This is a genomic window from Actinoallomurus liliacearum (genome assembly GCF_039542035.1).
GTDB classification, from domain to species: domain Bacteria; phylum Actinomycetota; class Actinomycetes; order Streptosporangiales; family Streptosporangiaceae; genus Actinoallomurus; species Actinoallomurus liliacearum.
This window is the reverse complement of the sequence record NZ_BAABHJ010000005.1, coordinates 1071244-1096155: the sequence shown is the minus strand read 5'-3', so window position 1 is coordinate 1096155 and position 24912 is coordinate 1071244. Positions and strand designations below refer to the sequence as shown.

22 protein-coding genes and 1 pseudogene are annotated in these 24912 nt (G+C 72.4%); 10 read left to right on the top strand and 13 right to left on the bottom strand.

All coding sequences use genetic code 11. From position 1 onward, the window contains the following. Nucleotides 1-62 precede the first annotated feature (62 nt). The 6 genes from hpf to mtnA form a co-directional block, all read right to left on the bottom strand. The gene (gene hpf / locus ABD978_RS13090) at nt 63-722 is read right to left on the bottom strand and encodes a ribosome hibernation-promoting factor, HPF/YfiA family (protein ID WP_345353438.1); all 660 of its coding nucleotides are present in this window, start codon (nt 720-722) and stop codon (nt 63-65) included. A gap of 620 nt (nt 723-1342) precedes the next feature. Further along, nucleotides 1343-2071: a ComF family protein gene (locus ABD978_RS13085; protein ID WP_345353434.1), complete on the bottom strand. Its 729-nt coding sequence runs from the start codon at nt 2069-2071 to the stop codon at nt 1343-1345. Between the two features lie 121 nt (nt 2072-2192). Then, a complete protein-coding gene (locus ABD978_RS13080) occupies nt 2193-3947 on the bottom strand; it encodes an LpqB family beta-propeller domain-containing protein (protein ID WP_345353432.1) in 1755 nt (584 codons plus the stop codon). Continuing rightward, the gene (mtrB, locus tag ABD978_RS13075) at nt 3944-5593 is read right to left on the bottom strand and encodes an MtrAB system histidine kinase MtrB (RefSeq protein WP_345353430.1); all 1650 of its coding nucleotides are present in this window, start codon (nt 5591-5593) and stop codon (nt 3944-3946) included. Before mtrB ends, ABD978_RS13080 begins: the two co-directional genes overlap by 4 nt. Nucleotides 5594-5621: 28 nt before the next feature. Continuing rightward, the gene (gene mtrA, locus ABD978_RS13070; protein WP_252785371.1) at nt 5622-6299 is read right to left on the bottom strand and encodes an MtrAB system response regulator MtrA; all 678 of its coding nucleotides are present in this window, start codon (nt 6297-6299) and stop codon (nt 5622-5624) included. 17 nt (nt 6300-6316) lie between these two features. Then, a complete protein-coding gene (mtnA, locus tag ABD978_RS13065; protein ID WP_345353426.1) occupies nt 6317-7315 on the bottom strand; it encodes an S-methyl-5-thioribose-1-phosphate isomerase in 999 nt (332 codons plus the stop codon). 162 nt (nt 7316-7477) lie between these two features. Between mtnA and ABD978_RS13060 the strand changes: the two genes are divergently transcribed. The 6 genes and pseudogenes from ABD978_RS13060 to ABD978_RS13035 form a co-directional block, all read left to right on the top strand. Then, complete coding sequence (locus tag ABD978_RS13060) at nt 7478-8593, top strand: DUF7847 domain-containing protein (RefSeq protein ID WP_345353424.1); 1116 nt, start codon at nt 7478-7480, stop codon at nt 8591-8593. Continuing rightward, a complete protein-coding gene (locus ABD978_RS13055) occupies nt 8590-9246 on the top strand; it encodes a DUF4129 domain-containing protein (RefSeq protein WP_345353422.1) in 657 nt (218 codons plus the stop codon). The genes ABD978_RS13060 and ABD978_RS13055 overlap by 4 nt, the downstream gene beginning before the upstream one ends. Beyond that, nucleotides 9243-10430 carry a DUF4350 domain-containing protein gene (locus ABD978_RS13050; RefSeq protein ID WP_345353420.1) on the top strand — a complete coding sequence of 396 codons (1188 nt, stop codon included), beginning with the start codon at nt 9243-9245 and terminating at the stop codon, nt 10428-10430. The genes ABD978_RS13055 and ABD978_RS13050 overlap by 4 nt, the downstream gene beginning before the upstream one ends. Then, complete coding sequence (locus ABD978_RS13045; protein ID WP_345353418.1) at nt 10427-11404, top strand: AAA family ATPase; 978 nt, start codon at nt 10427-10429, stop codon at nt 11402-11404. The genes ABD978_RS13050 and ABD978_RS13045 overlap by 4 nt, the downstream gene beginning before the upstream one ends. Before the next feature lie 13 nt (nt 11405-11417). Further along, complete coding sequence (locus tag ABD978_RS13040; protein ID WP_345353416.1) at nt 11418-12710, top strand: DUF58 domain-containing protein; 1293 nt, start codon at nt 11418-11420, stop codon at nt 12708-12710. A 122-nt stretch (nt 12711-12832) separates the two neighbouring features. Further along, nucleotides 12833-13252 (top strand): annotated as a pseudogene (locus ABD978_RS13035) (Uma2 family endonuclease); the annotation flags it as partial. A gap of 56 nt (nt 13253-13308) precedes the next feature. Here the strand turns inward: ABD978_RS13035 and ABD978_RS13030 are convergent. Continuing rightward, on the bottom strand, nt 13309-14307 hold the full coding sequence (locus tag ABD978_RS13030) for a stage II sporulation protein M (protein ID WP_345353414.1): 999 nt from the start codon (nt 14305-14307) through the stop codon (nt 13309-13311). A 66-nt stretch (nt 14308-14373) separates the two neighbouring features. Between ABD978_RS13030 and ABD978_RS13025 the strand changes: the two genes are divergently transcribed. Next, nucleotides 14374-15342 (top strand): RDD family protein, encoded by a 969-nt coding sequence (locus ABD978_RS13025; RefSeq protein ID WP_345353412.1) that lies wholly within the window; start codon nt 14374-14376, stop codon nt 15340-15342. An 11-nt stretch (nt 15343-15353) separates the two neighbouring features. Here the strand turns inward: ABD978_RS13025 and ABD978_RS13020 are convergent, their stop codons facing one another. Genes ABD978_RS13020 through ahcY (ABD978_RS13005) form a run of 4 tightly spaced genes read right to left on the bottom strand, consistent with a single transcriptional unit; the run spans nt 15354 to nt 19074 of the window. Further along, nucleotides 15354-15755 carry a hypothetical protein gene (locus ABD978_RS13020; RefSeq protein ID WP_345353410.1) on the bottom strand — a complete coding sequence of 134 codons (402 nt, stop codon included), beginning with the start codon at nt 15753-15755 and terminating at the stop codon, nt 15354-15356. A gap of 44 nt (nt 15756-15799) precedes the next feature. Next, a complete protein-coding gene (locus ABD978_RS13015; RefSeq protein WP_345353409.1) occupies nt 15800-16360 on the bottom strand; it encodes a hypothetical protein in 561 nt (186 codons plus the stop codon). A gap of 19 nt (nt 16361-16379) precedes the next feature. Then, nucleotides 16380-17633 carry an adenosylhomocysteinase gene (ahcY, locus tag ABD978_RS13010; protein ID WP_345353407.1) on the bottom strand — a complete coding sequence of 418 codons (1254 nt, stop codon included), beginning with the start codon at nt 17631-17633 and terminating at the stop codon, nt 16380-16382. A 13-nt stretch (nt 17634-17646) separates the two neighbouring features. Further along, complete coding sequence (gene ahcY, locus ABD978_RS13005) at nt 17647-19074, bottom strand: adenosylhomocysteinase (protein WP_345353405.1); 1428 nt, start codon at nt 19072-19074, stop codon at nt 17647-17649. A 109-nt stretch (nt 19075-19183) separates the two neighbouring features. Here ahcY (ABD978_RS13005) and ABD978_RS13000 point away from each other — a divergent pair, with 109 nt between their 5' ends. The 3 genes from ABD978_RS13000 to ABD978_RS12990 all read left to right on the top strand — a co-directional run bounded on the left by ABD978_RS13000 (nt 19184) and on the right by ABD978_RS12990 (nt 22137). Further along, the gene (locus ABD978_RS13000) at nt 19184-19522 is read left to right on the top strand and encodes a MerR family DNA-binding transcriptional regulator (protein WP_345353403.1); all 339 of its coding nucleotides are present in this window, start codon (nt 19184-19186) and stop codon (nt 19520-19522) included. Between the two features lie 447 nt (nt 19523-19969). Beyond that, nucleotides 19970-21469 (top strand): sensor histidine kinase, encoded by a 1500-nt coding sequence (locus tag ABD978_RS12995; RefSeq protein ID WP_345353401.1) that lies wholly within the window; start codon nt 19970-19972, stop codon nt 21467-21469. Beyond that, nucleotides 21466-22137 carry a response regulator gene (locus ABD978_RS12990; protein WP_345353399.1) on the top strand — a complete coding sequence of 224 codons (672 nt, stop codon included), beginning with the start codon at nt 21466-21468 and terminating at the stop codon, nt 22135-22137. The genes ABD978_RS12995 and ABD978_RS12990 overlap by 4 nt, the downstream gene beginning before the upstream one ends. A 672-nt stretch (nt 22138-22809) precedes the next feature. Here ABD978_RS12990 and ABD978_RS12985 read toward each other — a convergent pair. Both ABD978_RS12985 and ABD978_RS12980 read right to left on the bottom strand, forming a co-directional pair. Then, entirely contained in the window at nt 22810-23739 is a 930-nt protein-coding gene (locus ABD978_RS12985; protein WP_345353397.1) for a cation diffusion facilitator family transporter, read from the bottom strand. 33 nt (nt 23740-23772) lie between these two features. Continuing rightward, nucleotides 23773-24912 (bottom strand): SIS domain-containing protein, encoded by a 1140-nt coding sequence (locus ABD978_RS12980; protein ID WP_345353395.1) that lies wholly within the window; start codon nt 24910-24912, stop codon nt 23773-23775.

Genomic DNA, 24912 nt, shown 5'->3' with positions numbered 1-24912 from the left:
CCCACCGCGGAACGCTTACGAGTCCAGAGTGGTCGAGCCGGTGGCGCGGCGCAAGCGGGAGGTCACTCTTCGACGAGACGGATGACCCCGTAGTCCCATCCACGCCGCCGGTAGACCACGCTGGCGTCCCCGGAGTCCTTGTCCCGGAAGAGGAAGAAGTCGTGGCCGACCAGCTCCATCTCGAAGAGGGCCTGGTCGATCGTCATGGGCTGGGCCTTGTGCGACTTCTCGCGCACCACGAGCGGCCCCTCCCCCTCCATCGGGATGGGAACGATGCCCTTCTCGGCCTCCGCCCGGGCCTCGTCGCGCCAGGTGTCCCGGGTCTCCTCCGTGGGCTCCGCGAGGGGAACGGCGGTGCCGGTCGTCTCCACGGGCTCCGGGGCGAGGGCCATCGCGAGGCGCTCACGTCCGTGGCCGCCGTGCGGCTTGCGCCGGTCGGACGAGCGGCGGAGCCGGGCCTCGAGCTTGCCGATGGCCATGTCGAGCGCCGCGATCCGATCGTCCGCGGCGGCCTCGGCCCGGATCACCGGCCCGCGCGAGTGGATGGTGAGCTCGACGCGCTCTCGGCGGGACGACTGGCGGGGATTGCGTTCTTGGGAGACTTCGACGTCGATCCGCATGACCTTCGGGTCCAGCTTCTCAACTTTCGCGATCTTGCTGTCCACATGACGGCGGAAGCGGTCGCTCACGTCCGTGTGGCGACCTTTGACGATGATTTCCACGGGGGACCCCCCTCCTCCCCGGTCGCTGACCTGTCAGCGACGGGAACGCCGGGCTCGGTAGGTTGTTCGGATCCGGTCGTGGGTCGCCGGACCCCTAGGGGACAACACCCGCCCGGCCGACCTGGTCTTCGTCCCCACATCCGCCTGCTGAGGGTCTCGCGGCGCTCTCGCCACTACTCCCCTTCTCCCGGTCCGGAGGACATCTGATCCCCCGGCGAGGCAGGACTTACCTCTAAGCCGCACCGTGATCGGTCGACGAAAAGTCGCCTTACGTGGGCCGTTTCGCCTGCGGCTGGCATCGGCTTGCCGGGCCGGTAGAGGCTCGGCGCAACCACGGACCCGGGCGGGTGTCATGTGAGGAACGCTAACCCCTCTCCGGGCGAATGTCAGGGGGGTGTGACGGAGAAAACCACGGATAGTCATGAACGGACGCCGTTTCGGCCCTCCCGTTCGGCGGTCGGAACGATGCGGCCATCCGCCGCCGACCGGGTGAAACGCGCGCCCGCACGGGCCTCGCGGACCGCCGCAACGCCCGGGACATCGCGTTTCGGGCCGAACAGGACGCCGACGGTGATCTCCCACTGATCCCTGCCGCGCGGAGAGGGCCCGCCGGTAATCGGCTACATATGGTGACCGATCTCACCCCGTCTCGCGTCGTCACCGTACCGGCGTGTCGCGGCCACGACCGCGGCCGCCCGGACCCGCGCGCCGCCCGACCGCAGGGCGCGGGCGGCCTCGGCGAGCGTCGCCCCGGTGGTGATCACGTCGTCGACCACGATCACGCGCGTGCCCCGCACGTCGCGCCGCACCGTGAGCGCGCCCGCGAGGTTGGCGGCCCGGTCCGCCGCCGTGAGCCCGGACTGGTCCGCGACCCGCCGCCGGTGCGCGAGCACCCGCGCGACCGACACCGCCGCGCCCTGCCGGGCGGCCTCGCGGGCGGCGGCCAGCGCGATGCGGAGCGTCGGATCGTGCCCCCGGCGGCGTACCGACGCCCGCGAGGAGGGCACCGGGACGAGCAGGACAGGGCCCATGGCGTCCTCTGCGTCCTCTGCGTCCTCTGCGTCCTCTGCGGCCGCCAGGACGGCCGTGGCGAGGCAGGAGCCGAGGGGCCGGGCCAGGCCGGTACGCCCGCGCTCCTTGTGCGCCACGATCAGCTGCCGGACCGTGCCGGTGTAGGCGGCGACGGACCAGGGCCGCGGCAGGCCGGGCGGTGTGGGCCGGGGCGGGCGGACCTCCGCCGGACCCCGCAGCAGGGCGGCACAGGCGGAGCACAGGAGACCGTCGGCCCGGCCGCAGCCGGCGCACCGCTGGGGCAGCACGAGGTCGAGGGCGGCGCCGAGGAGTCCCACGGCCGTAGCCTGCCGGTACGCGACCCCGGCCCGCCAGCCCCGTCCCCGCACCCTGTGGACGACGCCCGCGCCCTGGGGACGACGCTCGCGCCCGCCTGCGGCCGGTGGGCGCGCTACGGCGCTAGCCGGGGTAGGCGGGGTCGGACGTGCCGTTGACGCACTTCCAGTCGTCGTACCGGTCGCTGAGCCGGCAGACGTTCAGGGTCTTGTCCCCCGGGGAGACGCGCTGGGTGACCAGCAGCGGCGAGCCGGGCGAGGCCGTGACCGTGGTCATCTCCCCGCCGGGGCCGATCATGGGCTGGATCGGGGCGCCGCTCACCGGGACGTCGAACAGCGACGGCGACGGGTTCCCGTTCGTCATGCCGATGACGGCGAGATGGTCGGTGGTGCTCCACGCCAGGTCGATGGCGCTCTGCAGCTCCGAGCTGATCGAGATGAACCCCTCCGCCTGTAGTCCGCCGGACGGGGCGCGGTCGATCCGGCCGAGCTGGACCTGCCAGCGGTTGTCCGCCTTGACGATGACCGCGGCGCGGGTACCGTCCCGGGAGACGCGCAGCGCCTTGGCGGGGTACTGGACGAGCGCCCAGCCGTCCACCGCGACGGGCCGGGTGCCGCCCTCGATGATCCAGAGGCGGGAGCCGTTCGCGGTCGACTCGACCACCCAGACGTTCCCGCGCGAGTCCCAGGACGGCGGGGTGAATCTGCCGCCCTTCGAGGTGGCCCGCATCGTCGAGCGGACGGAGCCGCCGATCAGGTCCGTGACGGTGACCGTGTTCGCCGCCGCGTTCAGGGAGGCGGCCTGCCGGTGGTCGTAGGAGATCGCGGGATGGCCGACCTGGAGCTTGAGCGGCATGGACTGCGCCCGGTCGCCGTCCAGGCGGCCGAGGCGTCCGTCGACGAGCCGGACGTAGGCCTGCTGCGGTTCGCCGCTGCCGTTGGGGTTGTAGGCGTCCCAGTCGTGGATCGACTGCAGCCTTCCACTGATGCCGGGCACTTGGACCGGTTTGCCGTCGATCCTCAGCTGCATCCGCTGGACCTCGCGGAGTTGCCGGAGCGTCCAGATCAGCTGGATCGACATGCCGCGCAGGTCGCCGGCGCGGGCCTGGCGGGTCAGGTCGACCGTGGCCACGCCCCCGCTGATCTGCAGCCGGCGCAGGCCGGTGCCGGCCGGGAACGTCGAGCGTACGAGGGCGCTCTTGAGCCAGATCGTGGGCCCGCTGATCAGCTGCTTCACCAGCTGCGTGGGGAGCCAGGACCGGCTCACGAGCGGAATGAACACCGGGTTCGGCACGAGCGTCTGGGAGTCGGGCGCGAAGAAGTACAGGTCCAGTGTCCGGAAGGCGCGGGTGACGTCGTCCCGGCTGAGCAGGAGCCCCTCGGGCGGGAGGGGTTCGGTGATGCGCCACTGCCGCTGGGCGTCCCGGCGCAGGTGGAACACCTCTTTGAAATCGACGGCGTCCGCGATGTACTGCCCGTCGGCGCCGATCCGGCCGAGCTGGCTGCCCTGCAGGGTGACCGTCGCCTGGGTGGGGCCGTTCGGCTCGTACGTCGGAGGGTCGAGCTTGTCGTAGACGATCGCCGCGACGCCCGGCCGCCAGCAGGACGGGCAGGCGAGGTAGGACCGGGCGACCTGGTGATCGCCGTTCGGCCCGTCGAAGCTGGAGGAGGCGGTGCGGAAGCCTTCGACGATCGAGATGGGGGGCCAGTCGCGTTCCGGCCCGACCGGGATGATGCGGACGTACGGGTCGTCGACCGGCTGCTCGGTGCCTCCGGCGTTCCCACGGAGCACCCGGCCGCCCTGCGGGACGCCGACACAGCCGCCCGCCAGGAGCGCCAGCAGGGCCATGAGCGCGGCCGTCACGAGCCGGGGCCTCATGCGTCCGCCTCCAGTTCCAGTTCGGCGTACGGCGCCCGCTGCAGTTCGATCTCGGGCGGCACCAGCGGCAGCGGCGACCCGCGCAGCTCCGTCCCCGCCACCCTGGGCAGCGACAGCCGGAACTGCGACCCCTGACCCGGCTCGCCCCACGCCTGCAGCCAGCCGCCGTGCAACTCGGCGTCCTCCATCGAGATCGACAGCCCCAGGCCGGTGCCGCCCGTCGTACGGGCACGCGCCGGGTCGGCGCGCCAGAACCGGTCGAAGACCATGTTCGCCTCACCGGGCCGCAGGCCGCAGCCGTGGTCGCGGACGGCGATCGCGACGGCGTCCCGGTCGGCGGCGACGCTGATGACGATGTCCTTGCCCTCGCCGTGCTCGACCGCGTTGACCAGCAGGTTGCGCAGGATGCGCTCGACGCGGCGGCGGTCGACCTCGGCCATGGTCGCCTCGCCCGGGAGCTGCTGGATGATCTTGCTGCCCTTGCGCTCGGCCAGGTCCTCGGCGTAGCCGACCGACCGCAGCACCAGCTCGCGGACGTCCATCGGCTCGATGTCGAGGGTGGCGGCGCCGGCGTCGTACCGGCTGATCTCCAGCAGGTCCGCCAGCAGCCCGTCGAAGCGTTCGAGCTGGCTCTGCAGCAGTTCGGCGGAGCGGGCGGCCATCGGGTCGAAGTCCTCCCGCGACTCGTACAGCACCTCGGCCGCCATCCGGACCGTGGTCAGCGGGGTGCGCAGCTCGTGGGAGACGTCGGAGACGAACTGGCGCTGCACCTGCGACAGCTCCTGCAACTGGACGATCTTCTCCTGCAGGTTCGCGGCCATGTCGTTGAAGGAGGTCGCGAGCCGGGCCAGGTCGTCCTCGCCGCGTACCTTCATCCGCTCCTCGAGGCGCCCGGCCGCCAGCCGCTCGGCCGCCTGGGCCGCCATCCGCACCGGAATGACGACCTGGCGCGTGACGATCGAGGCGATCGCGGCGAGGAGCAGGACGAGCGCCGCGCCGACGCCGAGGATGGTCTGCTGGACGACCTCCAGGCTCTGCCGCTCCTGCGTCAGCGGGAACAGGTAGTACAGCTGGTACCGGCTGACCTTCTTGCCGACGATCAGGCCCGGCTTGGACGAGCCCTCGTCGTACGTCAGCGTGCCGTAGGTGCGGTACGGATCGCTCCCGTCGGAGGACTCGACCTGCTGCATCAGCACGGCCGGGACGCTCTTCAGCCGGATCCAGTTGGAGCTGAACCCGACGCTGCCCGGGTCGTCCCGGTCGAGGATGATCACCTCGTACAGCCCGGCCGGCCCGCTCCGGTGAGCGAGCGTGGTGACGATCCCGTTGAGCGTGCTCTTCGTGTCGTCGGAGTCGTCCGTGCCGGCGCTGGCCAGCCTGCCCTGGGCCACGCCCACGCCCTCGTCCAGCTGGAGCAGCGCCGCCCGTTCCTTGGCCTCCAGGAGCGCGCTGGTGATCTGCTGCATCAGGAAGACGCCGAGCACCGCGACGACGAGACCGGACACGAGGAGGGTGGTCGTCACGACGCGGGCCTGCAGCGACCGCCGCCAGCCGACGTACGCCCGGCGCATCACCGCACGGGCGTAACGGCGGATCGGGCGCAGGCCGCGGCGGGCCGCCGACGGCAGCGTCGGCCATCTGTTCATGGACTGATCGGGGGGAGTCGGGAGGCCGCTATGCCGGCCCCGCCTTGTAACCGACGCCGCGCACGGTCACGACGATCTCCGGATGCTCGGGATCCTTCTCGATCTTGGCGCGCAGCCGCTGCACGTGGACGTTCACCAACCGGGTGTCGGCGGCGTGGCGGTAGCCCCACACCTGCTCGAGCAGCACCTCGCGGGTGAAGACCTGACGCGGCTTGCGGGCCAGCGCGACGAGCAGGTCGAACTCCAGCGGCGTCAGCGGGATGTGCCGGTCCGCCCGCTTCACCGAGTGGCCCGCCACGTCGATCGAGATGTCGCCGATCTGCAGCAGCTCCGGCGTCGGGTCGTCGGTCCGGCGGAGCCGGGCACGGACCCGCGCCACCAGCTCCTTCGGCTTGAACGGCTTGACGATGTAGTCGTCGGCGCCGGATTCGAGGCCGAGAACGACGTCGACCGTGTCGCTCTTGGCGGTCAGCATCACGATCGGCACGCCGGACTCGGCGCGGATCTGACGGCATACGTCGATCCCGTCGATGCCGGGGAGCATCAGGTCAAGCAGCACGAGGTCGGGCCGGGTCTCCCGGAAGGCCTCGAGCGCCTTGTCACCGTCGTGCACGAACGACGGCTCGAAGCCTTCGCCGCGGAGCACGATGCCGAGCATCTCGGCCAGAGCCAGGTCGTCATCGACGACCAGCACGCGTCCCTTCATGAGCCCTCATCGTCGCGTTATCGGAGGCGGTCGCCCAGAGCAGCCAGCGTACCTTCGTTCACCGGCGAGATGACCCCACGCTCGGTGACGATGGCGGTCACCAGCTCGCCCGGAGTCACATCAAAGGCCGGATTGTAGACAGGACTCCCGAGCGGCGCCGTAGGTTGTCCGGCGATCGTGGTGACTTCTCCCGGATCACGTAGTTCGATCGGGATATCGGCGCCCGTTCGCGCGGTCAGGTCGACGGTACTCGTCGGCGCGACCACAACGAACGGCACGCCGTGGTGGCGGGCCAGCACCGCGAGGGAGTACGTCCCGACCTTGTTGGCCACACTGCCGTCCCGGGCGATGCGGTCGGCGCCCAGCACGACCAGGTCGACCTCCCCGGCGGCGAACAGGGAGGCGGCCGCGCCGTCCGGCAGCAGGGTGTGCGGCATCCCGTGCCGCGCCGCCTCGTACGCCGTCAGCCGGGCGCCCTGCAGGAGGGGGCGGGTCTCGTCGACCCACAGCATCTTGAGCCGCCCGGCGCGGTGCGCGGCGAGCACGACGCCCAGCGCGGTGCCGTCACCGCCCGCCGCGAGGGCTCCGGTGTTGCAGTGCGTGAGGACCCGGCCGCCGTCCGGGACCAGCTCCAGGCCGTGCGTGGCCATCCGCGCCGAGGCCTCCGCCTCCTCGGCCGCGATCGCGTGCGCCTCGGACAGCGCCGATCGCCCCTCCTCGTGGGCCCGGAGGACCCGCTCGGCGCCCCTGGCGAGGTTGACCGCGGTAGGCCGGGCGCCGGCGAGGGTACGCGCCGCCGCCGCGACGTCCTCGCCGAGCGCGGCGGCCAGCGCGACGCCGTACCCGGCGGCGATCCCGAGCAGCGGGGCCCCGCGGACGGCGAGGTCCTTGATCGCCGCGACGATCGCGGGGACGTCCCGGCAGACCAGGACGGTCTCCTCCCCCGGCAGCCGGGTCTGGTCCAGCAGCAGCAGCGCGGGCCCATCGGGCGGGTCGATCCACCGCAACACGTCCATGTCCCTCAGTCTGCCTCACCACGGGCGGACGGTCACCGGATCGGGCGGACGGCGGCGGTCGATCACCCGTACTCTCGCCGCATGGCAGGATTGGCAGGGTAACCGGCGGGCGGGGAGCAGGCGATGACCGACGCAGGAGCTTGGGCGTCTCCGGGCTCCGCCATGCCCGAAACCGACACCGCCGACTCGGTGGCGCCGCCGCCGGCTCCCCCCGCCGCCGCGGACGACATCCTCGAGACGGAGATCCCGCTACGGCCGCTCGGCGTCTCCGAGCTCCTCGACGGGGCGATCACCTACGTCCGCCGCAGCCCGCGCGCCGCGCTCGGCCTGTCGGCGATCCTCACCGGGATCGTCCAGGTGGTCGTCACGGTCCTGCAGTTCATCGCGCTCGGCGGCAGGCTCCACACCAACGTCGACAGCCCCGCGGACCTCGTCCGCACCCTCGGGCCGGCGTCCATGACGTCCGCCGTCGGGCTGTTCCTCACCGCGTACGTCGTGCTGCTGCTCAGCGGGCTCCTCGCCCCGGTCATGGGGCGCACGCTGCTGGGCCGCGCCACCTCGTTCGGGCAGGCCTGCCGCGACGCGCGCGCCGTCAAGGGCCGCCTCATCGGCACCGCGACGGCCGTCCTCGCGATCGTGCTCCTCGCCATCGCGCTCCCCCTCACCCCGCTCGTCGTGTCACTCCTCGCCCACGCCCCCACGGGCCTGCAGGCGCTCACGGCCGTCCTCGGCGTGCCGCTGGCGCTGGCGCTGATGGTCGTCGGCTACGTCTGGTTCGCCCTCGCCACCCCCATCGCCGTCCTCGAGCGCCGGGGCGTCCGTGCCGCCCTCCGCCGCTCGGCGGAGATCGTGCGCGGCCGCTGGTGGCGGATGATGGGCGTGCTCACCCTGGCGCTGGTCATCACGTTCTTCGTCGAGTTCCTGGTGCTGCCCGTGCCGTTCGCGGTCGCGCAGCAGATCATCCTCGTCTTCGACAAGGATCCGCACGGCTGGCTGCTCGTGGCCGCCATCGCGGTCGGCGGGGTGGGCCGCGTCATCGCCGGTACTCTCGTCAATCCGTTCAACGCCGGAGTGATCACGCTGATCTACGCCGACCGGCGCATGCGGCGCGAGGCGTTCGACCTGGAGTCACAGCTCGAGCCGTCGGACGACCCGCTCGCCGCCTGGCTGCCCGGCCCGCTCACGGCCGCCGGGTCGGGTCCCCAACCGAAGACGCCGCGCCCGTCCTTCGTGGCGCCTCCGCCCCCGCCTCCGCCGCCTCCGGGGTGGCAGCGATGACGCCGGCGATCCGCTACGGAGGCGGTCCGCCGATCGCCCGCGACCCCGCGCGCGAGCTGGCCCGCCGCGAGCTCGAGAAGCGGATGTACCACCAGGACGATCCCTCGTTCTTCGAGCGCATCCTGAACAAGATCGGTGACTGGCTCAACGCCCTGTACCACCGCGTGAGCGACGTCGGAGGCGGCGGAACCGGCGGCGGCTGGCTCGGCTACCTCGTCCTGGTGCTCATCTTCGCGCTGGTGGTCGCCGCCGTCTGGTGGCGGATCGGCAGCGTGCGCCGCAACGCCGCCGGGCCCCGGTCCCTGCTCGGCGAGTCGGTCGCCACGGCCGAGGACCACCGGGCCACGGCCGAACGCCACGCCGCCGCCGGCGAGTGGCCCGAGGCCATCCGCGAACGCCTCCGCGCCATCGCCCGCGACCTCGAGGAGCGGGCGATCGTCCCGCCCCGGCCCGGCCGGACCGCCGACGAACTGGCCGCCGAGGTGGGGACGGCGCTGCCCGACCACGCCGACGCCCTCGCCTCCGGCGTACGGCTGTTCGACGACGTCTGGTACGGCGGCCGGGACGGCGACGCGGACGGCTACCGGGCGCTCGTCGAGCTCGACGACCGGCTCCGCAACGCGCGCCCCGTCCCGCTCGGAGCGTCCTCATGACGACTTTGCAGGCTCCGCCGGTCGGTGAGCCGGCCACCGCCGGGCAGGTCGCGCGGCGTCGCTGGCAGCGGTCCCGCGGCATCCTCGTCGCGGTACTCGCCCTGCTGGTCCTCGGTGTGCTGCTCGCCCTGATGCGCCCGCGCACCGGCTCGGAGACCCTCGACCCGGACTCGCCCGGACAGCAGGGCGCCCGCGCCCTCGCGGAGATCACCCGGCAGCACGGCACGCCCGTGACCGTCGTGCACACGGCCGCCGACGCCGCCGAGCGCCTGCGCGCCCAGCCCGACGCCGTCCTCGTCGTCGTCCGCTCCGAACGCCTCGTCGCCGCCGATCTGACCGCCCTCCGCGGCGCGCCCGGCGACCGCCTCCTGGTCACTCCGTCCAGCGAGACGCTGAACGCGCTGGCCCCGGGCGTCGAGGCGGGTGGGGCCGCGTGGGGCACCCCCGAGCCCGACTGCACCCTGCCCGCCGCCGCGTACGCCGGGAACGCCGACTTCCTCGGCGCGACCACCTACACGGCGCCCGGCGAGGCCACGAAGTGCTACCTCTCCGGCGACGAGGCAGGGCTGGTGCAGCTGCCGGTGGCCGGCGCGACCGTCACCGTCCTCGGCTCGTCCCGCCTGCTCACGAACGAGCACCTCGCCGAACACGGCAACGCCGCCCTGGCCATGAACCTCATCGGGTCCCGGAGCGGCGCCGTCTGGCTGATGCCGGACCTGCCGGCGCCGGGCAGCGGCGGGCACAAGTCGTTCTTCGAACTCGTCCCGTTCGGCGTCAGGCTCGGCCTGCTGCAGGTCGTGATCGCCGTGGTCCTGGTGGCGCTGTGGCGGTCCCGGCGCCTCGGCCCGGTCGTCGTCGAGCCGCTCCCGGTCGTCGTGCGCTCCGCGGAGACCGTCGAGGGCCGGGCCCGCCTGTACCGCTCCCGCCGGGCCGCCGACCGGGCGGCGGAGGCGCTGCGCGCCGGCGCGCTCGAACGCCTCACCGCGCTGCTCGGCATGCCGCGCAGCGCGGCCTCCGACCCCGCGATGGCCGCCGAGATCGTCGCCGCGGTCGCGGCGCACACCGGCCGGGAACAGGCCGTGGTCGGCGCCGCCCTGTACGGTCCTCCCCCAGTGGACGACGCCGGGCTGGTAAGCCTCGCGGGCGTCCTCGACGACCTGGAAAGGCTGGTTCGCAACTCTTGACGGAAACTCCACACGACCTCGCGGGCGAGGACGCCCGTACCGCGCTGACGGCACTGCGCGGAGAGGTCGCCAAGGCGGTCGTCGGCCAGGACTCCGTCGTGACCGGCCTGGTCATCGCCCTGCTGTGCCGGGGCCACGTCCTGCTCGAGGGCGTGCCCGGCGTCGCCAAGACGCTCCTGATCCGCACCCTCGCCCAGGCGCTGAAGCTCGATTTCAAGCGGGTGCAGTTCACCCCCGACCTCATGCCGGGCGACGTCACCGGCTCCCTCATCTACGACAACCGCACGTCGGAGTTCGAGTTCCGGGAGGGGCCGGTCTTCACGAACCTGCTGCTCGCCGACGAGATCAACCGGACGCCGCCGAAGACCCAGGCGTCCCTGCTCGAGTCGATGGAGGAGCGCCAGGTCTCGGTGGAGGGCGAGGCCCGCCCGCTGCCCGACCCGTTCGTCGTCTGCGCCACGCAGAACCCCGTCGAGTACGAGGGGACCTACCCGCTGCCAGAAGCCCAGCTCGACCGGTTCCTGGTGAAGCTGAACGTCCCGGTCCCCTCCCGCGATGACGAGATCGCGGTCCTGCAGCGCCACGCGTCCGGGTTCGACCCGCGCGACCTCGGCGCGGCCGGCGTCACCCCCGTCGCCGGCCCGGCCGACCTGGCCGCCGGCCGGGAGGCCGTGCGCCGGGTCCACGTCGACCCGAAGGTCAGCGGCTACATCGTCGACCTGTGCCGTGCCACCCGCCAGTCGCCGTCCCTGCAGCTCGGCGTGTCGCCGCGCGGCGCCACGGCGCTGCTGGCGACGGCGCGGGCCTGGGCGTGGCTGTCCGGCCGCGACTACGTACGGCCCGACGACGTGAAGGCGCTCGCCCGGCCCACGCTGCGGCACCGCGTGCAGCTGCGGCCCGAGGCGGAGCTCGAGGGCGCGACCACGGACGGCGTGCTCGAGGGCATCCTCACCACCGTCCCCGCTCCCCGATGAGCGGGAGCCGGGCATGGCGCTGACCGGGCGTACGGGGCTGCTGGCCGTCCTCGGTGCGGTCGTTCTCATGGTCGTACCTAGCTGGTGGACGCTGCTCGCCGTCGACGGCGTGATCGTCGCGCTCGTCGTGGCCGACCTGGTGCTGGCGGGCAACGTCCGCCGGCTGCGCCTGCACCGTTCCGGCGACACCAACGTCCGCCTCGGCGAGGAGGCCACCGTCTCCCTGATCGTGGAGAACCCCGGCCCCCGGCGGCTGCGGGCCCGCCTGCGGGACGCCTGGCCGCCCAGCGCGGGCGCCTCGCCCCGTACGGCGACCGTGACGATCCCGCCCGGCGAGCGGCGCCGCGTCGAGACCCGCCTCGTGCCGACCCGCCGGGGTGACCGCGCCGCCGTCGCGGTCACCGTCCGCTCGTACGGCCCGCTGGGGCTGGCGGCCCGCCAGCTGAACCGCGCCGCGCCGTGGACGGTACGGGTCCTGCCGGCCTTCCCGTCCCGGCGTCACCTGCCCGCGAAGCTCGCGCGGCTGCGGGAGCTCACCGGGCAGCACGTCGCGTTGATCCGCGGCCAGGGCACCGAGTTCGACTCGCTGCGGGAGTACGTCGACGGCGACGACGTGCGCTCGATCGACTGGCGGGCGACGGCACGCCGCAGCGACGTCGTCGTCCGCACCTGGCGGCCCGAGCGGGACCGGCGCATCTACCTCGTGCTCGACACCGGCCGTACGGCCGCCGGTCGCGTCGGCGACATCCCGCGCCTGGACTGCTCGATGGACGCCGCGCTGCTGCTCGGCGCGCTGGCCTCCCGCGCGGGCGACCGCGTCGACCTGCTGGCCTACGACCGGAGGGTGCGCGCCCGGGTGGAGGGCGCCGCCCGTACCGAGGTGCTGACCTCGATGGTGCGGGCGATGGCGCCGCTGGAGCCGGAGCTGATCGAGGCGGACGCGGCGGGCATGATCTCGGCGCTGCTGTCCCGGGTCCGGCAGCGGTGCCTGGTGGTGCTGCTGACCGACCTCAACGCGACCGCGATCGAGGAGGGCCTGCTGCCGCTGCTCCCCCAGCTGACGGCCAAGCACCTCGTCCTCGTCGCGGCGGTGAGCGACCCGCGGGTGACCGAGATGGTGGCGGCTCGCGGCGACGCAGCGGCCCTCTACGACGCCGCCGCGGCCGAGCGCGCCCGCGCCGAACGCCGCCGCGTCACCGTCGAACTCCGCAAGTACGGCGTCGAGGTCGTCGACGCACCCCCGGACGAGATCGCCCCCGCCCTGGCGGACGCCTACCTCTCCCTGAAGGCCGCCGGCCGCCTCTGATCACGTTAGGCGCTCGGCGAAGGATCGCCCCGTCAACGGCGGTGCTCCTAAGATGTGAGAAGCAGGGAGAGCGACCCTGTTAACAGGAGGGCCATTATGGCGGCTCCGCGACTCCGCGGCATAACCGCATCGCGCGTCTGTTCGCCAACGCGCTCGAGGCCGCCGCACCGACTCCCTGGCAGGTGACCACGGGCGTCGACCTCCGCTTGACGGACGTCCCGCTCCATAACCGACGACCCGATGTGCTGGTGTTCGATGGCGATCCCGACGTGCTCCCGGTCCGCCCTCACCAGGTCCTCCTGGCGGTGGAAATCATGAGCAAGGGCAGCGTCAGCGCCGACCGATTGGATAAACCGGCCGAATACGCCACAGTCGGCATTCCACACTATTGGCGCATCGAGCAGCAGAATTCAGGGTTGATCACCTATACCCATATTCTGAATGCAACGACGGGGAGTTACGCTTCTTCCGGCGCCCACACCGGCGTCCTGAAGACCGGCCAACCCTTCCCCGTCGCCATCGACCTCGACGCATTGAGCTGAACGACGGGGCGCCCGACCGCACACACGACCGGGCTCCTCGGCGGAGCCGTCTCGGCTCAGGCTGCGACGGGGGCGGTGTCGGGGACGAGTTCGGAGTCGCCGGTCTCGCCCTCCTGGGCGGCGCGGCGGCCGAAGACGATGACGTACGTCAGGAACGCGGCCTCGGCGAGGACGCCGATGGCGATGCGCAGCCAGGTCACCGGCACGTGGCCGGTGATGAACCCCTCGATCGCGCCGGAGACGGCGAGCACGCCGATCAGGCCGAGGGCGATGCTCATCGCCGCCCGGCCCTCCTCGGCGAGCGCCTGCCCCCTCCTGCGCGGGCCCGGGTCGATGATCGTCCAGCCGAGCCGCAGGCCCGCGGCCGCCGCGAGGTACACGGCCGTCAGCTCCAGCAGGCCGTGCGGCAGGATCAGCCCGAAGAAGATCGCGCCCTTGCCGTGGGCGAACATCAGGCCGGCGGAGACGCCCAGGTTGAGCTGGTTGGCGAACAGGGCGAGGATCGTCGGGATGCCGAGCAGGATGCCGAAGATCAGCGACTCGGCGGAGACCCAGACGTTGTTGACCCACACGTGGAACGCGAACGCCCCGGCGGCGTGCTCGGTGTAGTAGTCGGCGAAGTCGTGGTCGACGAGCTGCTTGATCTCCTGCGGCGACAGCAGCGACGTCTGCACCTGCGGGTTGCGCGCGACCCACACCGCCAGCACCACGGAGACGAGGGTCGACAGCACCGCCGACCCCAGCCACCACCAGCGCATCCGGTAGGCCGTCACGGGGAACGACACGGTGAGGAAGCGGGCGGCGTCCCGCCACATGGGCGCCTGCGCGCCGGTGACCGCCGCCCGGCCCCGCGCGACCAGCCCGGAGAGCCGCCCGACCAGTGCGGGCTCCGGCGAACTGGAGCGCACCACCGACAGGTGGGTGGCCGCCCGCTGGTAGAGCTCGACCAGCTCGTCGATCTCCGCGCCGCTCAGCTTGCGGGTGCCGCGGTTGACGAGCTGCTCGAGGCGCCGCCATTCGGCGTTGTGCGCGGCCACGAAGGCGTCGACGTCCACAACCCGGCAGACTACCGTTCACTGGAGATTCCAGGTTTGAACGGATCCGCGATCGGAAGGGGCAGCGTGCCCGTCGAACTCGTCACCGGTGAGGCCGTCGCACTCGACATCCGGGTCGCGCGGCTGGCCAGCCGCGCGCTGGCCCTGTTCATCGACGTGCTGCTGCAGTTCATGGCGCTCTACTTCTGCCTGATCTTCGTCAGCATGTCGGCCCACATTTCGGACTCCGCGGTGACGGTCGGCCTGACGCTCATCACGATGGTCGGCGTGCTGGTCGGCTATCCGACGATCACCGAGACGCTCACGCGGGGGCGTACGCTCGGCAAGCTCGCCCTCGGGCTGCGGGTCGTCGCGGACGACGGCGGCCCGGAGCGCTTCCGTCAGGCACTGGTGCGGGCGCTGGCCGGGTTCCTCGAGTTCTGGATGCTGTTCGGCTCTCCGGCGCTGATCTCGTCCCTGGTGAGCCGGCGCGGGAAGCGGCTCGGCGACATCTTCGCGGGCACGATCGTCATCCAGGACCGGGTGCCGGTGAACGTCATGCTCGGACCAGTGGCGATCATGCCGCCGCAGCTCGCGCCGTGGGCGGCGTCCCTGGAGCTGTCGCGGTTGCCGGACACCACCGCCCTCGCGGCACGGCAGTACCTCACGCGTTTCTGGGAGCTCGCGCCCCGCGTACGGGACGAGATGGGGCGGCGGCTCATGGACGAGGTCCTGACGTACGTCAGCCCTCCACCGCCGCAGGGATTCCGGCCGGAGATCTACCTGTCCGCCGTGCTCGCCGAGCGCCGGCACCGCGAGGAACGCCGGCTGGCCGAACGCGCCGCCCGGCGGGCCGCGATCGCCCGGCGCGGGCTGCCGCTCGCCGTGAGCGTTCCGCCCGGCCCGGGGCTGCCCGGCGGCCCGGCCTTCGTCCCGGTGGGCGGGCCGCCTCCCGCGCCCCCGTCCTACGGCGGCGGCCCCATGCCGGTCCCGGAGTGGCTCGGCGGCGCTCCCGGCGCCGCGAACCCGCCGCGGTTCCTCCCGCCCACGGGCTGAACCGGGACGGCTCAGCGCACCGTGACGTGGACCGTCGGGGAGGGACCGTAGATCACGTGCTTCTTGTGCCGCAGGCCCACCCCGACGGCGCGGAATGAGTACTTGCCGCGCGTGAGCAGGCGGGTGTCGAACCCGAAGACGGCGGTCCAGCCGTCGGCTCGGTACGGCTCCACGCACTTGCCGAGCTGGCTCCAGTGCCCGGCGTCCCGGACCTGCAGGCAGAACCTGGTCCGCCGCAGCCCGGCGTCGTCGCCGACCGATCCGGCCAGATGTAGGGGCTGACCCCGGTGGATCACCTTGTGCGCGGCGCTGAGGGTGAGATCGGACTTGGCCATCGCCGAGCCCCCGGACGCCACGACGAGCCCGCCGCTGAGGAGACCGACCACACCGGCGCCGACGAACACGTGTTTCATGATCGGTATGACACCGCACATGACCCCGAGGTTGTCAGAAGTTCTTAGGAAAAATTCGGGGGATTCTCAAGGTTGACCAGTTCGATACCGGGAGCTGCCACCACCACGTCGCCGGCCAGGTGGAACTCCGACACCTCCCCGGTCTCCAGATCCGTGATCTCGTAGCGCTCCACCGGGACGCGTTCGCCGTCGGCGTCGTGCCAGGCGATCTCGGCGAGGGACCAGCGCTGCGGGACGGTGCGGACCGCGAGGGACGGCGCGGTGACGAGCAGGATCCGCAGGTCGACGCGCTCGCCCTCGGCCAGGCGCAGCGACCGGGCCACGGCGACCAGCAGGCCCGGCGACTCGCCGAGGAAGCCGGTGGCCCGCGCGGCGTGCTCCCGTCCCGCGGTCACCCACATGAGCTCGGCGCCGACGGCGCCGCCCCGCAGGACGTGCTCGCCGACGGTCACCTGGAGCCGGGCGGGCCGCCAGCGGCTGTCGGCGACCAGCTCGATCGAGCCGCCGTCGGACCGCTCGGCGGTGTAGCGCCAGCCGCCGCCGTCCAGGTCACAGGCGAACCGCTCCTCGACCCCGGGCTCATGAATGTACGTACCGCGCGGCATGCCTCGAATCTAGTGCCGCTCAGGAACCCTGGCGCCAGGAGGAGAGGTACTCCTCCTGGCCCTGGGTGAGGGCGTCGATGGCTATGTCCATGGAGGCCAGCTTCAGGCGTGCCACCTCGGTGTCGATCTCCTTTGGGACGTCGTACACGCCGGGGACCAGGTCCTGGCCGGCGATCCACTCACAGGTGAGGGCCTGGTCGGCGAAGGACATGTCCATGACGGCCGCCGGGTGGCCCTCGGCGGCGGCGAGGTTGACGAGACGCCCCTCGGCGAGCAGGACGAGCCTGCGACCGTCGACGAGGACGTACTCGTCGGCCTGCGGGCGTACGTCGCGATGGATCTCCACGGCGAGGTCGGCCAGCGCCCGTACGTCGATCTCCACGTCGAAGTGACCGGAGTTGGCGAGGATCGCGCCGTCCTTCATCCGGGCGAGGTGCTCGGCGCGTATGACGTCCCGGTTGCCGGTGACGGTGATGAAGACGTCACCGTGCTCGGCGGCCTGCGCCATCGGCTGGACGCGGTAACCCTGCAGGACGGCGTCGAGCGCCTTGACCGGGTCGATCTCGGTGACGACGACGCGGCCGCCCATGCCGCGGGCGCGTTCGGCCAGGCCGCGGCCGCAGTAGCCGAACCCGGCGATGACGATCGTCTTTCCGGCCAGCAGCGTGTTGGTGGCGCGGACGATGCCGTCGAGGGTCGACTGGCCGGTGCCGTACCGGTTGTCGAACATGTGCTTGGTGTCGGTGTCGTTGACCGCCACCATCGGGAAGCGCAGCGCGCCCTCGCGGGCCATCTGGTGCAGGCGGATGACGCCGGTGGTGGTCTCCTCACAGCCGCCGCGTACGCCGTCGAGCAGGTCGAGACGCTCGGTGTGCAGGATGTTGACCAGGTCGCAGCCGTCGTCGAGGACGAGGTCGGGGGCGATCTCGAGCGCCTGGTGGATGTGCCGGTAGTACCCGTCGCGGTCGACCCCCTGCCGGGCGAACACCGCGGCGCCGTACTCGTGGACCAGCGCGGCGGCGGTGTCGTCCTGGGTGGACAGCGGGTTCGAGGCGGCCAGGGCCACCTGGGCGCCGCCGGCCTGGAGCGTACGGATCAGGTTGGCGGTCTCCGTGGTGACGTGCATGCACGCCGCGACCCGCAGGCCGTCCAGGGGACGGTCGGCGGCGAAGCGCTCGCGGATGCGCCGCAGCACGGGCATGGACCGGTCGGCCCACTCGATGCGCCGGACCCCGGACTCGGCGAGTCCGGGGTCCGCGATGTCGTACGTCACGACGAGGTAGACCTCAGTAGCGGTAGTGGTCCGACTTGTAGGGGCCCTCGACGTCGACGCCGATGTAGGCGGCCTGCTCCTTGGTGAGCTTGGTCAGCTTGACGCCGAGCGCGTCGAGGTGCAGGCGGGCGACCTTCTCGTCGAGGTGCTTCGGCAGGGTGTACACGCCGATCGGGTAGTTCTCGGTGCGGGTGAACAGCTCGATCTGCGCGATCACCTGGTTGGTGAAGGAGTTGGACATCACGAAGCTCGGGTGGCCGGTGGCGCAGCCGAGGTTCATCAGCCGGCCCTCGGCGAGCACGATGATCGAGTGGCCGTCCGCGAAGGTCCAGGTGTGGACCTGCGGCTTGACCTCCTCCTTCACGATGCCGGGGATCTTCGCCAGGCCGGCCATGTCGATCTCGTTGTCGAAGTGGCCGATGTTGGAGACGATCGCCTGGTGCTTCATCCGCTCCATGTGGTCGGCGCGGATGATGTTGAAGTTGCCGGTCGTCGTCACGAAGATGTCGGCGATGTCGACGACGTCGTCGAGCGTGGTGACCTGGAAGCCGTCCATCGCGGCCTGCAGCGCGCAGATCGGGTCGATCTCGGTGACGATGACGCGGGCGCCCTGGCCGCGCAGCGCGTCGGCGCAGCCCTTGCCGACGTCGCCGTAGCCGCAGACGACGGCGACCTTGCCGCCGATCAGCACGTCCGTGGCGCGGTTGAGGCCGTCGATGACGCTGTGCCGGCAGCCGTACTTGTTGTCGAACTTGGACTTGGTCACCGAGTCGTTGACGTTGATGGCCGGGAACAGCAGCGCGCCGTTCTTGTGCATCTCGTAGAGGCGGTGCACGCCGGTCGTGGTCTCCTCGGTCACGCCCTTGATGCGCTCGGCGATCGCGGTCCACCGGCCGGAGCCGTCGACGGTGCGGTGCAGCAGGTCGAGGATGACCTTCCACTCCTCCGGGTCGTCCTCGGCCGCGGAGGGCACGGCGCCGGCCTTCTCGTACTCGGCGCCCTTGTGGACGAGCAGGGTGGCGTCGCCGCCGTCGTCGAGGATCATGTTGGGGCCGTCGTTACCGGGCCAGGTGAGCGCCTGCTCGGTGCACCACCAGTACTCCTCCAGCGTCTCGCCCTTCCAGGCGAACACCGGGACGCCCTGCGGGTCCTCCTGGGTGCCGTTCGGGCCGACGACCACCGCGGCGGCGGCGTGGTCCTGGGTGGAGAAGATGTTGCAGCTCACCCAGCGGACCTCGGCGCCCAGCGCGACCAGCGTCTCGATCAGCACGGCGGTCTGGATCGTCATGTGCAGCGAGCCCATGATCTTCGCGCCGCGCAGCGGCTGGTCCTTGGCGTACTCCTCGCGGACCGCCATGAGACCCGGCATCTCATGCTCGGCGAGCTGGATCTCCTTGCGGCCGAACGCCGCCAGCGACAGGTCGGCGACCTTGTAGTCCATGGTTCGTTTGCTCCCTGGGGTTCGGTTTCACAGCGAGTCTAGGCGCGGCCGCTTGAGGATCGCACGAGGCGGGCACCGTATCTAACACTGATTTGTCAGAATGGGGCCCATGCGTATCACGGAGGCCGCTCGGCGACTCGGCACGTCCCCCCGCATGCTCCGCTACCGCGAGACCCTCGGCCTCCTTCCGCCGACCCGCGAGCGGCAGGGGCACCGCCGCTTCGGCGAGGCCGAGCTGCGCGCCGTGGCGCTCGCGCTGGCGCTGGAGCGGAGGTACGACATCAGCCCCGCGGAGCTCGCGTTCGGGCTGCGCGTGCTGGCCGACCCGGAGGTACGGGCGGACGTCCGGGAGCTCGGCGAGCGCGTCGGCCGGCTGTCGGCGCCGCCGGCGCGCGCCCTGGACTTCGAGAAGGAGAAGGCACTACGCCTCCTGCGCGGCCGGCCTTAGCCTCGATCGGCCCGGCCGGGAGCCGCACGGGGCCCGCCGTCGGCGCGTCCGCCGAGGGTGATCGGCGGGCCATCGGTGCGGCCCTCGCCGAGGAGGCCGGATCGGGGCCTTCCCCAGCCCATGGTCGCCCCGACCAGCCGTCCACGGGACATACCCGCGGGAGACCCGGACGGACTGCGGCCACCTCGGCGAGGGACGATCGGCCGCGCCATCCGAACCCCCGAGATCCAGATGGCCCGGCCCGGACGCCGGCGACCTCGGACCCCCTAGTGCGAGAGCGCCGGCGCCTCGTCACAAGATAAAAGTACGCCGCGGACGGCGGCCGGTCGTCCCCCGCAAGGATGGACCCGGAATCGTTCCAGAGGTGGACATCGGGGCACTCAGGACCGAGACGGAATCGCTCCGTACGGTGAGGCGAACACCCCCCAAGGCATGTCATGGTAAAGAGTGACCAGCGACAAGCCTGACTTCCTCCACGAGGCCGGACCGGCGGCGTGGCGCATGGCCGCACAGGTCGTGACCGCGGTGGGTCAGGTCCTTCTGTGGATCCTCACCGGCATCGGCCGGCTCCTGCGTCCGATCACCAGCCGCCTCGTCGCCGCCCTGTACGGCCGGAGCACTCCGCCCGCGGCGCCTCCGCCTTACGGCGGACCGCCCGCGTACGCGACGCCGGACGGCACCCTGTTCACCCGTCAGCCGCCGACCCCGGCGGGAGCGCCCGCCCCGCCGTCCCGGCCGCCCAAGACGCCGCCGCTGCTGCGCTGGGTGCACGCCTGGCGCCGGTTCGGGGAGTCGTGGGCGTACGGTCCGGTGACGGGCGCGATCCTCGCCGCGGCGGCCCTGATCGAGCTGCCCCTGCACCACCTTCAGGTCGTGAGCCTGCCCGGCGCGTTCGCGCTGGCGGCGACGCTGCCGCTGATGTTCCGCCGGGAGTCGCTGCGGCCGGCGTCGGCGATCGTGCTGGGCGCGCTCGCCGCGAGCCTGCTGTCCGGGCAGCAGGTCCTGCTGACGACGGCCTTCGCCGGGCTGTACACGCTGTTCCTCCTCGCCCAGCAGCTCCCCCGCCAGTCCACGGGCGTGCTCGGCGTGTGCAGCGTCGTCGCCGTCGGCGTGGTGTACCTCGCCTCCGGCAGCCTGGACGACATCCCGTGGCTGGCCGGGTTCACGGCCGTCATCGCCGCCATCGGCCTGGGCGACGCCCGCCGTACGGTGGAGACCGCCGAGGCGAGCGTGGACGAGGAACGGGAGCGCAGCAGCGAGACCCTCACCCAGCTCAACGCCGCCCAGCGTGAGCAGGCCATCCTGCGGGAGCGCGCCCGGATCGCCCGCGAGCTGCACGACGTCGTCGCCCACTCGGTCTCGATGATCGCCGTGCAGGCGGAGACGGCCCCGTACACGATGCGGGAGCTGTCCCCCGAGGCCAAGAAGGGCTTCGGCGAGATCGCCGGCGCCGCCCGGGAGGCCCTCGAGGAGATGCGCCGGCTGCTGACCGTGCTGCGCGCCGAACCCGGCGCCGAGCCGGAGGTGACGCCGCAGCCGCGGCTGGACCGGCTGGGCGAACTCATCGACTCGCACCGCGGCGCCGGCGGCGAGGCGCGGCTGACCGTGCGCGGCAGCGCCCGGCCCCTGTCGACGACGATCGAGCTGTCGGCGTACCGGATCGTGCAGGAGGCCCTGACGAACGCGCGGCGGCACGCCCCGGGCGCCCAGGTGAACGTCGAGCTGGAGTACCAGGGCGACCGGCTCGCCGTCCGTGTCACCGACGACGGCTCGACGGCCCCGCCCACGACGGTGAACGACGGCCGTACGAAGGTCATGGGCCACGGTCTCGTGGGCATGCGCGAGCGGGCGACGATGCTCGGCGGCCGGTTCGCGGCCGGTCCGCGGCCGGAAGGCGGATTCGCGGTGCAGGCGGAGCTTCCGGTAGGCCAGAATCGTCGATCGTGATTCGAGTGCTGATCGTCGACGACCAGACGATCGTGCGGGCCGGTTTCGCCGCCCTCCTTGCCGCCCAGCCGGACATCGACGTCGTCGGGCAGTGCGGTGACGGGCGGGAGGCCGTGCGCCTCGCCGAGGCCCACCGGCCCGACGTCGTGCTGATGGACATCAGGATGCCGAAGATGGACGGCATCGAGGCCACGCGGCGCATCCTCGCCGATCCGGCCGGCGGATCGACGCGGGTGCTGGTGCTGACGACGTTCGACGTGGACGAGTACGTCTACGAGGCGCTGGCCGCCGGGGCGAGCGGCTTCCTGCTGAAGGACTCGACCGCCGACGACATGGTGGCCGCCGTGCGCGTCGTCGCCCGGGGCGACGCGCTGCTGGCCCCGCAGGTGACGGGACGGCTGATCCGGGAGTTCGCCCGGCAACGGCGGGACAGGCCGACGCCCGCCCCGGCGCTGGAGACGCTCACCGCCCGGGAGACCGAGGTCCTCCAACTGATCGCCGCGGGCCTGTCCAACGCCGAGATCGCCGCCCGTCTCGTGGTGAGCGAGCACACGGTCAAGACGCACGTCGCCCGCGTGTTCACCAAACTCGGCCTGCGCGACCGCGCCCAGGCCGTCGTCCTGGCCTACGAGTCCGGCCTGGTCACCCCCGGCGGCTCCCCCGGATAGCCGCCGGACTCGCCGAGCCGAGACGACATTTCGCCGCCGGTTCGATTGCGCCGAGCGCCGGACGTCGTACGGTCTTGGTCACTTGGACCCATCCCGGGCCGAGGCCGTCCGCACCAAAAAGGCGGACGGTGAACACGAAGCAGAGGAGCACGCCATGTCCAGGAAGCCCGCGAAGCCGGCCCCCACCCTGCCGGGACCGACGAGCCCGACGCCGCCGTCCCCGGTACCGGTCCAGTGATGAACCGTCGCTGAGCCGGCCACCGAGGTGGGGCCGCTGACGCCGCCCCCCTTAACCGCAGCCCTCCGCCTGACGGCGGGGGGCTGCGCCTTTTCCCGCCGGATCGCTTGCACCAGGCGCCGAAACCAGCACGGTCCACATCACTCGGATCCATCCGGACCGAGCCCGTCCACGCCCAAACGCGCGGACGCGATCACGTACCAGACGAGGGAGAAATCCATGACCAGGAACCCCGGGTCGAGGCCGCCGACGACCCCGCCGCGGAACCCGGCGCCGAAGCGGCCGCCGGAGCCGAAGCCGGGCCAGTAGGTCGCCTTCCGCAGTAGCCGATCCGCCCGGAGGACCGGGTGAGGCTGCGAGCGGAGCCCACTGACGCGGCCACCGTCACAACAGCAGCCCTCCGCCGTCCGGCGGAGGGCTGCACCTATTGAGGGCTACGAGGCGTCCGGCACGCCGGAGCGGTCCAGGTCGGGTTCGAGGTAGATGTGGCGGGCCATCGGGACGGCGGCCCGTACGCGCTTCTCGGCCGCGTCGATCGCCCTGGCGACCTCGGCGGCGGTGTCGTCGTGGGTCACCGCGATCTTCGCGGCCACGAGCAGCTCCTCCGGGCCGACGTGCAGCGTCCGGATGTGGATGACCCGGTCGACCTCGTCGACCGACTCGAGCTCGGTGACGATCCGCTTCTCCACCTCGGTGGCGGCCGCCTCACCGATCAGCAGGCTCTTGGTCTCGATGGCCAGCACGATCGCCACGAACGCCAGCAGCACGCCGATGGCCATCGAGCCGATGCCGTCCCAGACCCCGTTGCCGGTGACGACGGCCAGCGCGACGCAGACCAGGGCGATGACCAGGCCGAGCAGGGCCGCGGAGTCCTCCAGGAGCACGACCGGAAGCTCGGGCGCCTTGGCCCGGCGGATATAGGACACCCAGCTCTGCTTGCCCCGGGTCTGGCTCGCCTCCTTCATCGCCGTACGGAACGAGGAGCCCTCGAGGAGGATCGCGAAGATCAGCACGCCGAACGCCCAGATCGGGTCCTCGACGTCGTGCGGGTCGGCGACCTTGTGCCAGCCCTCGTACAGCGAGAACAGGGCGCCGACGGTGAACAGCACCACCGCGACGATGAAGGCGTAGAAGTAGCGCTCGCTGCCGTAGCCGAACGGGTGCTCGCGGGTCCTGGCCCGCTTGGACCGCTTGCTGCCGAGCAGCAGGAGGCCCTGGTTGCCCGAGTCGGCGATCGAGTGCACCCCCTCGGCCATCATCGACGCCGATCCGGTGAACGCGAACGCCACGAACTTCGCGGCCGCGATACCGAGGTTCGCCCCGAGTGCCGCGATGATCGCCTTGGTACCGCCTTCAGCACTCACGGTCGCTCCTATCCGTCGCGCGGCCGGTGTTACTCACGTGTTCCTCTCTTCGGGCTCCCGGATGGCCGCCGACGGGTCGACCCCGATGGCCAGGGCCAGGTAGACGCTGATGTAGTCGATGTGCGCGATGAGCCCGGCGAGCCGTTCCAGCGGGTGGGTGCCCCTGGTCGTCAGCTCCACCACGGGTACGGCGCGGTCCCGGGCGAACTCGGCGGCGATCTCCCGCCGCCTGGTCACCTGCGGGTGCTCCTCGACGTCGTGGACGAGCACGAGGGACAGCCGGGTCGGCTCCGGTTCCTCGACCCGGTCACGGAAGAAGTCCTCCTCGGCGGAGCCGCCCGCGCCGGCCGCGAACGGACCGTCGAACAGCGCCGCCTGGTCGTGCCAGGCCGCCGGCAGCTCACCGTGTACGGCGGGGTGGCCGGCGTCGGCCGCGAGCCGGCTCGCGAAGCGGTGGGCGGCCGCCCCGGTCAGCGGTGACGTGCCCCAGATGACGGGCAGCGAGCCGGCGAGCTCCAGCGCGACCTGTTTGGCGGGATTGACGAACGACTCGCTCGCCGGCCGGCACTGGTGGCTCATGTCCTCCAGCACCTCGGCCGTCCGTTCGAGGGTCGCGGCCGTGACGTCGGTCAGCCCGAGCGCCCGGGCGGCTAGCAGCAGCGGGACGGTCAGGCCCCACAGCATCGTCCGCTCCGGCCCGGCCGGTCGTACGGGGACGAACGGCACGCCGGCCTGGACGGCGATCTCGGCCAGCGGTGACGCGCCGGCGCCGACGCACAGCAGGCGGCAGCCCCGGCGCACGGCCTCGACGGCCGCCGTCAGGGTCTCCTCGGTGCCGCCCGGCCCGGACACGGCGATGACCAGGTCGGCCGCGCCGACCCAGCCGGGGAGCCGGTGACCTTGTACGGTCATGATCGGCACGCGGCAGCCCTGCCCGCAGACGGCCGCCAGCATCTCCCCGGCGAGGCCGGAGCCGCTGGTGCCGACGACGACGATGGCACGGGGCCGGCCGCCCTGCGCGATGCGTTCGACGCCCGCCTCGGCGGTGTAGAGCCGAGCCTCGCGGACCTGCGCCGCGGCGGAGGCGACACACCGCAGCATGTCTCCGGGATCGGCGGCCGCCAGCGCCTCGGGGTCGTCGAGGCGGCCGGGGTCGACCTCGACAAAAGTCAT

Coding starts and splice junctions, on each gene's coding strand:
- ABD978_RS13080 (WP_345353432.1), bottom strand. CDS start 3,947: ATGAGGCCCCGGCTCGTGACGGCCGCGCTCATGGCCCTGCTGGCGCTC.
- mtrB (WP_345353430.1), bottom strand. CDS start 5,593: ATGAACAGATGGCCGACGCTGCCGTCGGCGGCCCGCCGCGGCCTGCGC.
- mtrA (WP_252785371.1), bottom strand. CDS start 6,299: ATGAAGGGACGCGTGCTGGTCGTCGATGACGACCTGGCTCTGGCCGAG.
- mtnA (WP_345353426.1), bottom strand. CDS start 7,315: ATGGACGTGTTGCGGTGGATCGACCCGCCCGATGGGCCCGCGCTGCTG.
- ABD978_RS13060 (WP_345353424.1), top strand. CDS start 7,478: ATGCCCGAAACCGACACCGCCGACTCGGTGGCGCCGCCGCCGGCTCCC.
- ABD978_RS13055 (WP_345353422.1), top strand. CDS start 8,590: ATGACGCCGGCGATCCGCTACGGAGGCGGTCCGCCGATCGCCCGCGAC.
- ABD978_RS13050 (WP_345353420.1), top strand. CDS start 9,243: ATGACGACTTTGCAGGCTCCGCCGGTCGGTGAGCCGGCCACCGCCGGG.
- ABD978_RS13040 (WP_345353416.1), top strand. CDS start 11,418: ATGGCGCTGACCGGGCGTACGGGGCTGCTGGCCGTCCTCGGTGCGGTC.
- ABD978_RS13020 (WP_345353410.1), bottom strand. CDS start 15,755: ATGAAACACGTGTTCGTCGGCGCCGGTGTGGTCGGTCTCCTCAGCGGC.
- ABD978_RS13015 (WP_345353409.1), bottom strand. CDS start 16,360: ATGCCGCGCGGTACGTACATTCATGAGCCCGGGGTCGAGGAGCGGTTC.
- ahcY (WP_345353405.1), bottom strand. CDS start 19,074: ATGGACTACAAGGTCGCCGACCTGTCGCTGGCGGCGTTCGGCCGCAAG.
- ABD978_RS13000 (WP_345353403.1), top strand. CDS start 19,184: ATGCGTATCACGGAGGCCGCTCGGCGACTCGGCACGTCCCCCCGCATG.
- ABD978_RS12980 (WP_345353395.1), bottom strand. CDS start 24,912: ATGACTTTTGTCGAGGTCGACCCCGGCCGCCTCGACGACCCCGAGGCG.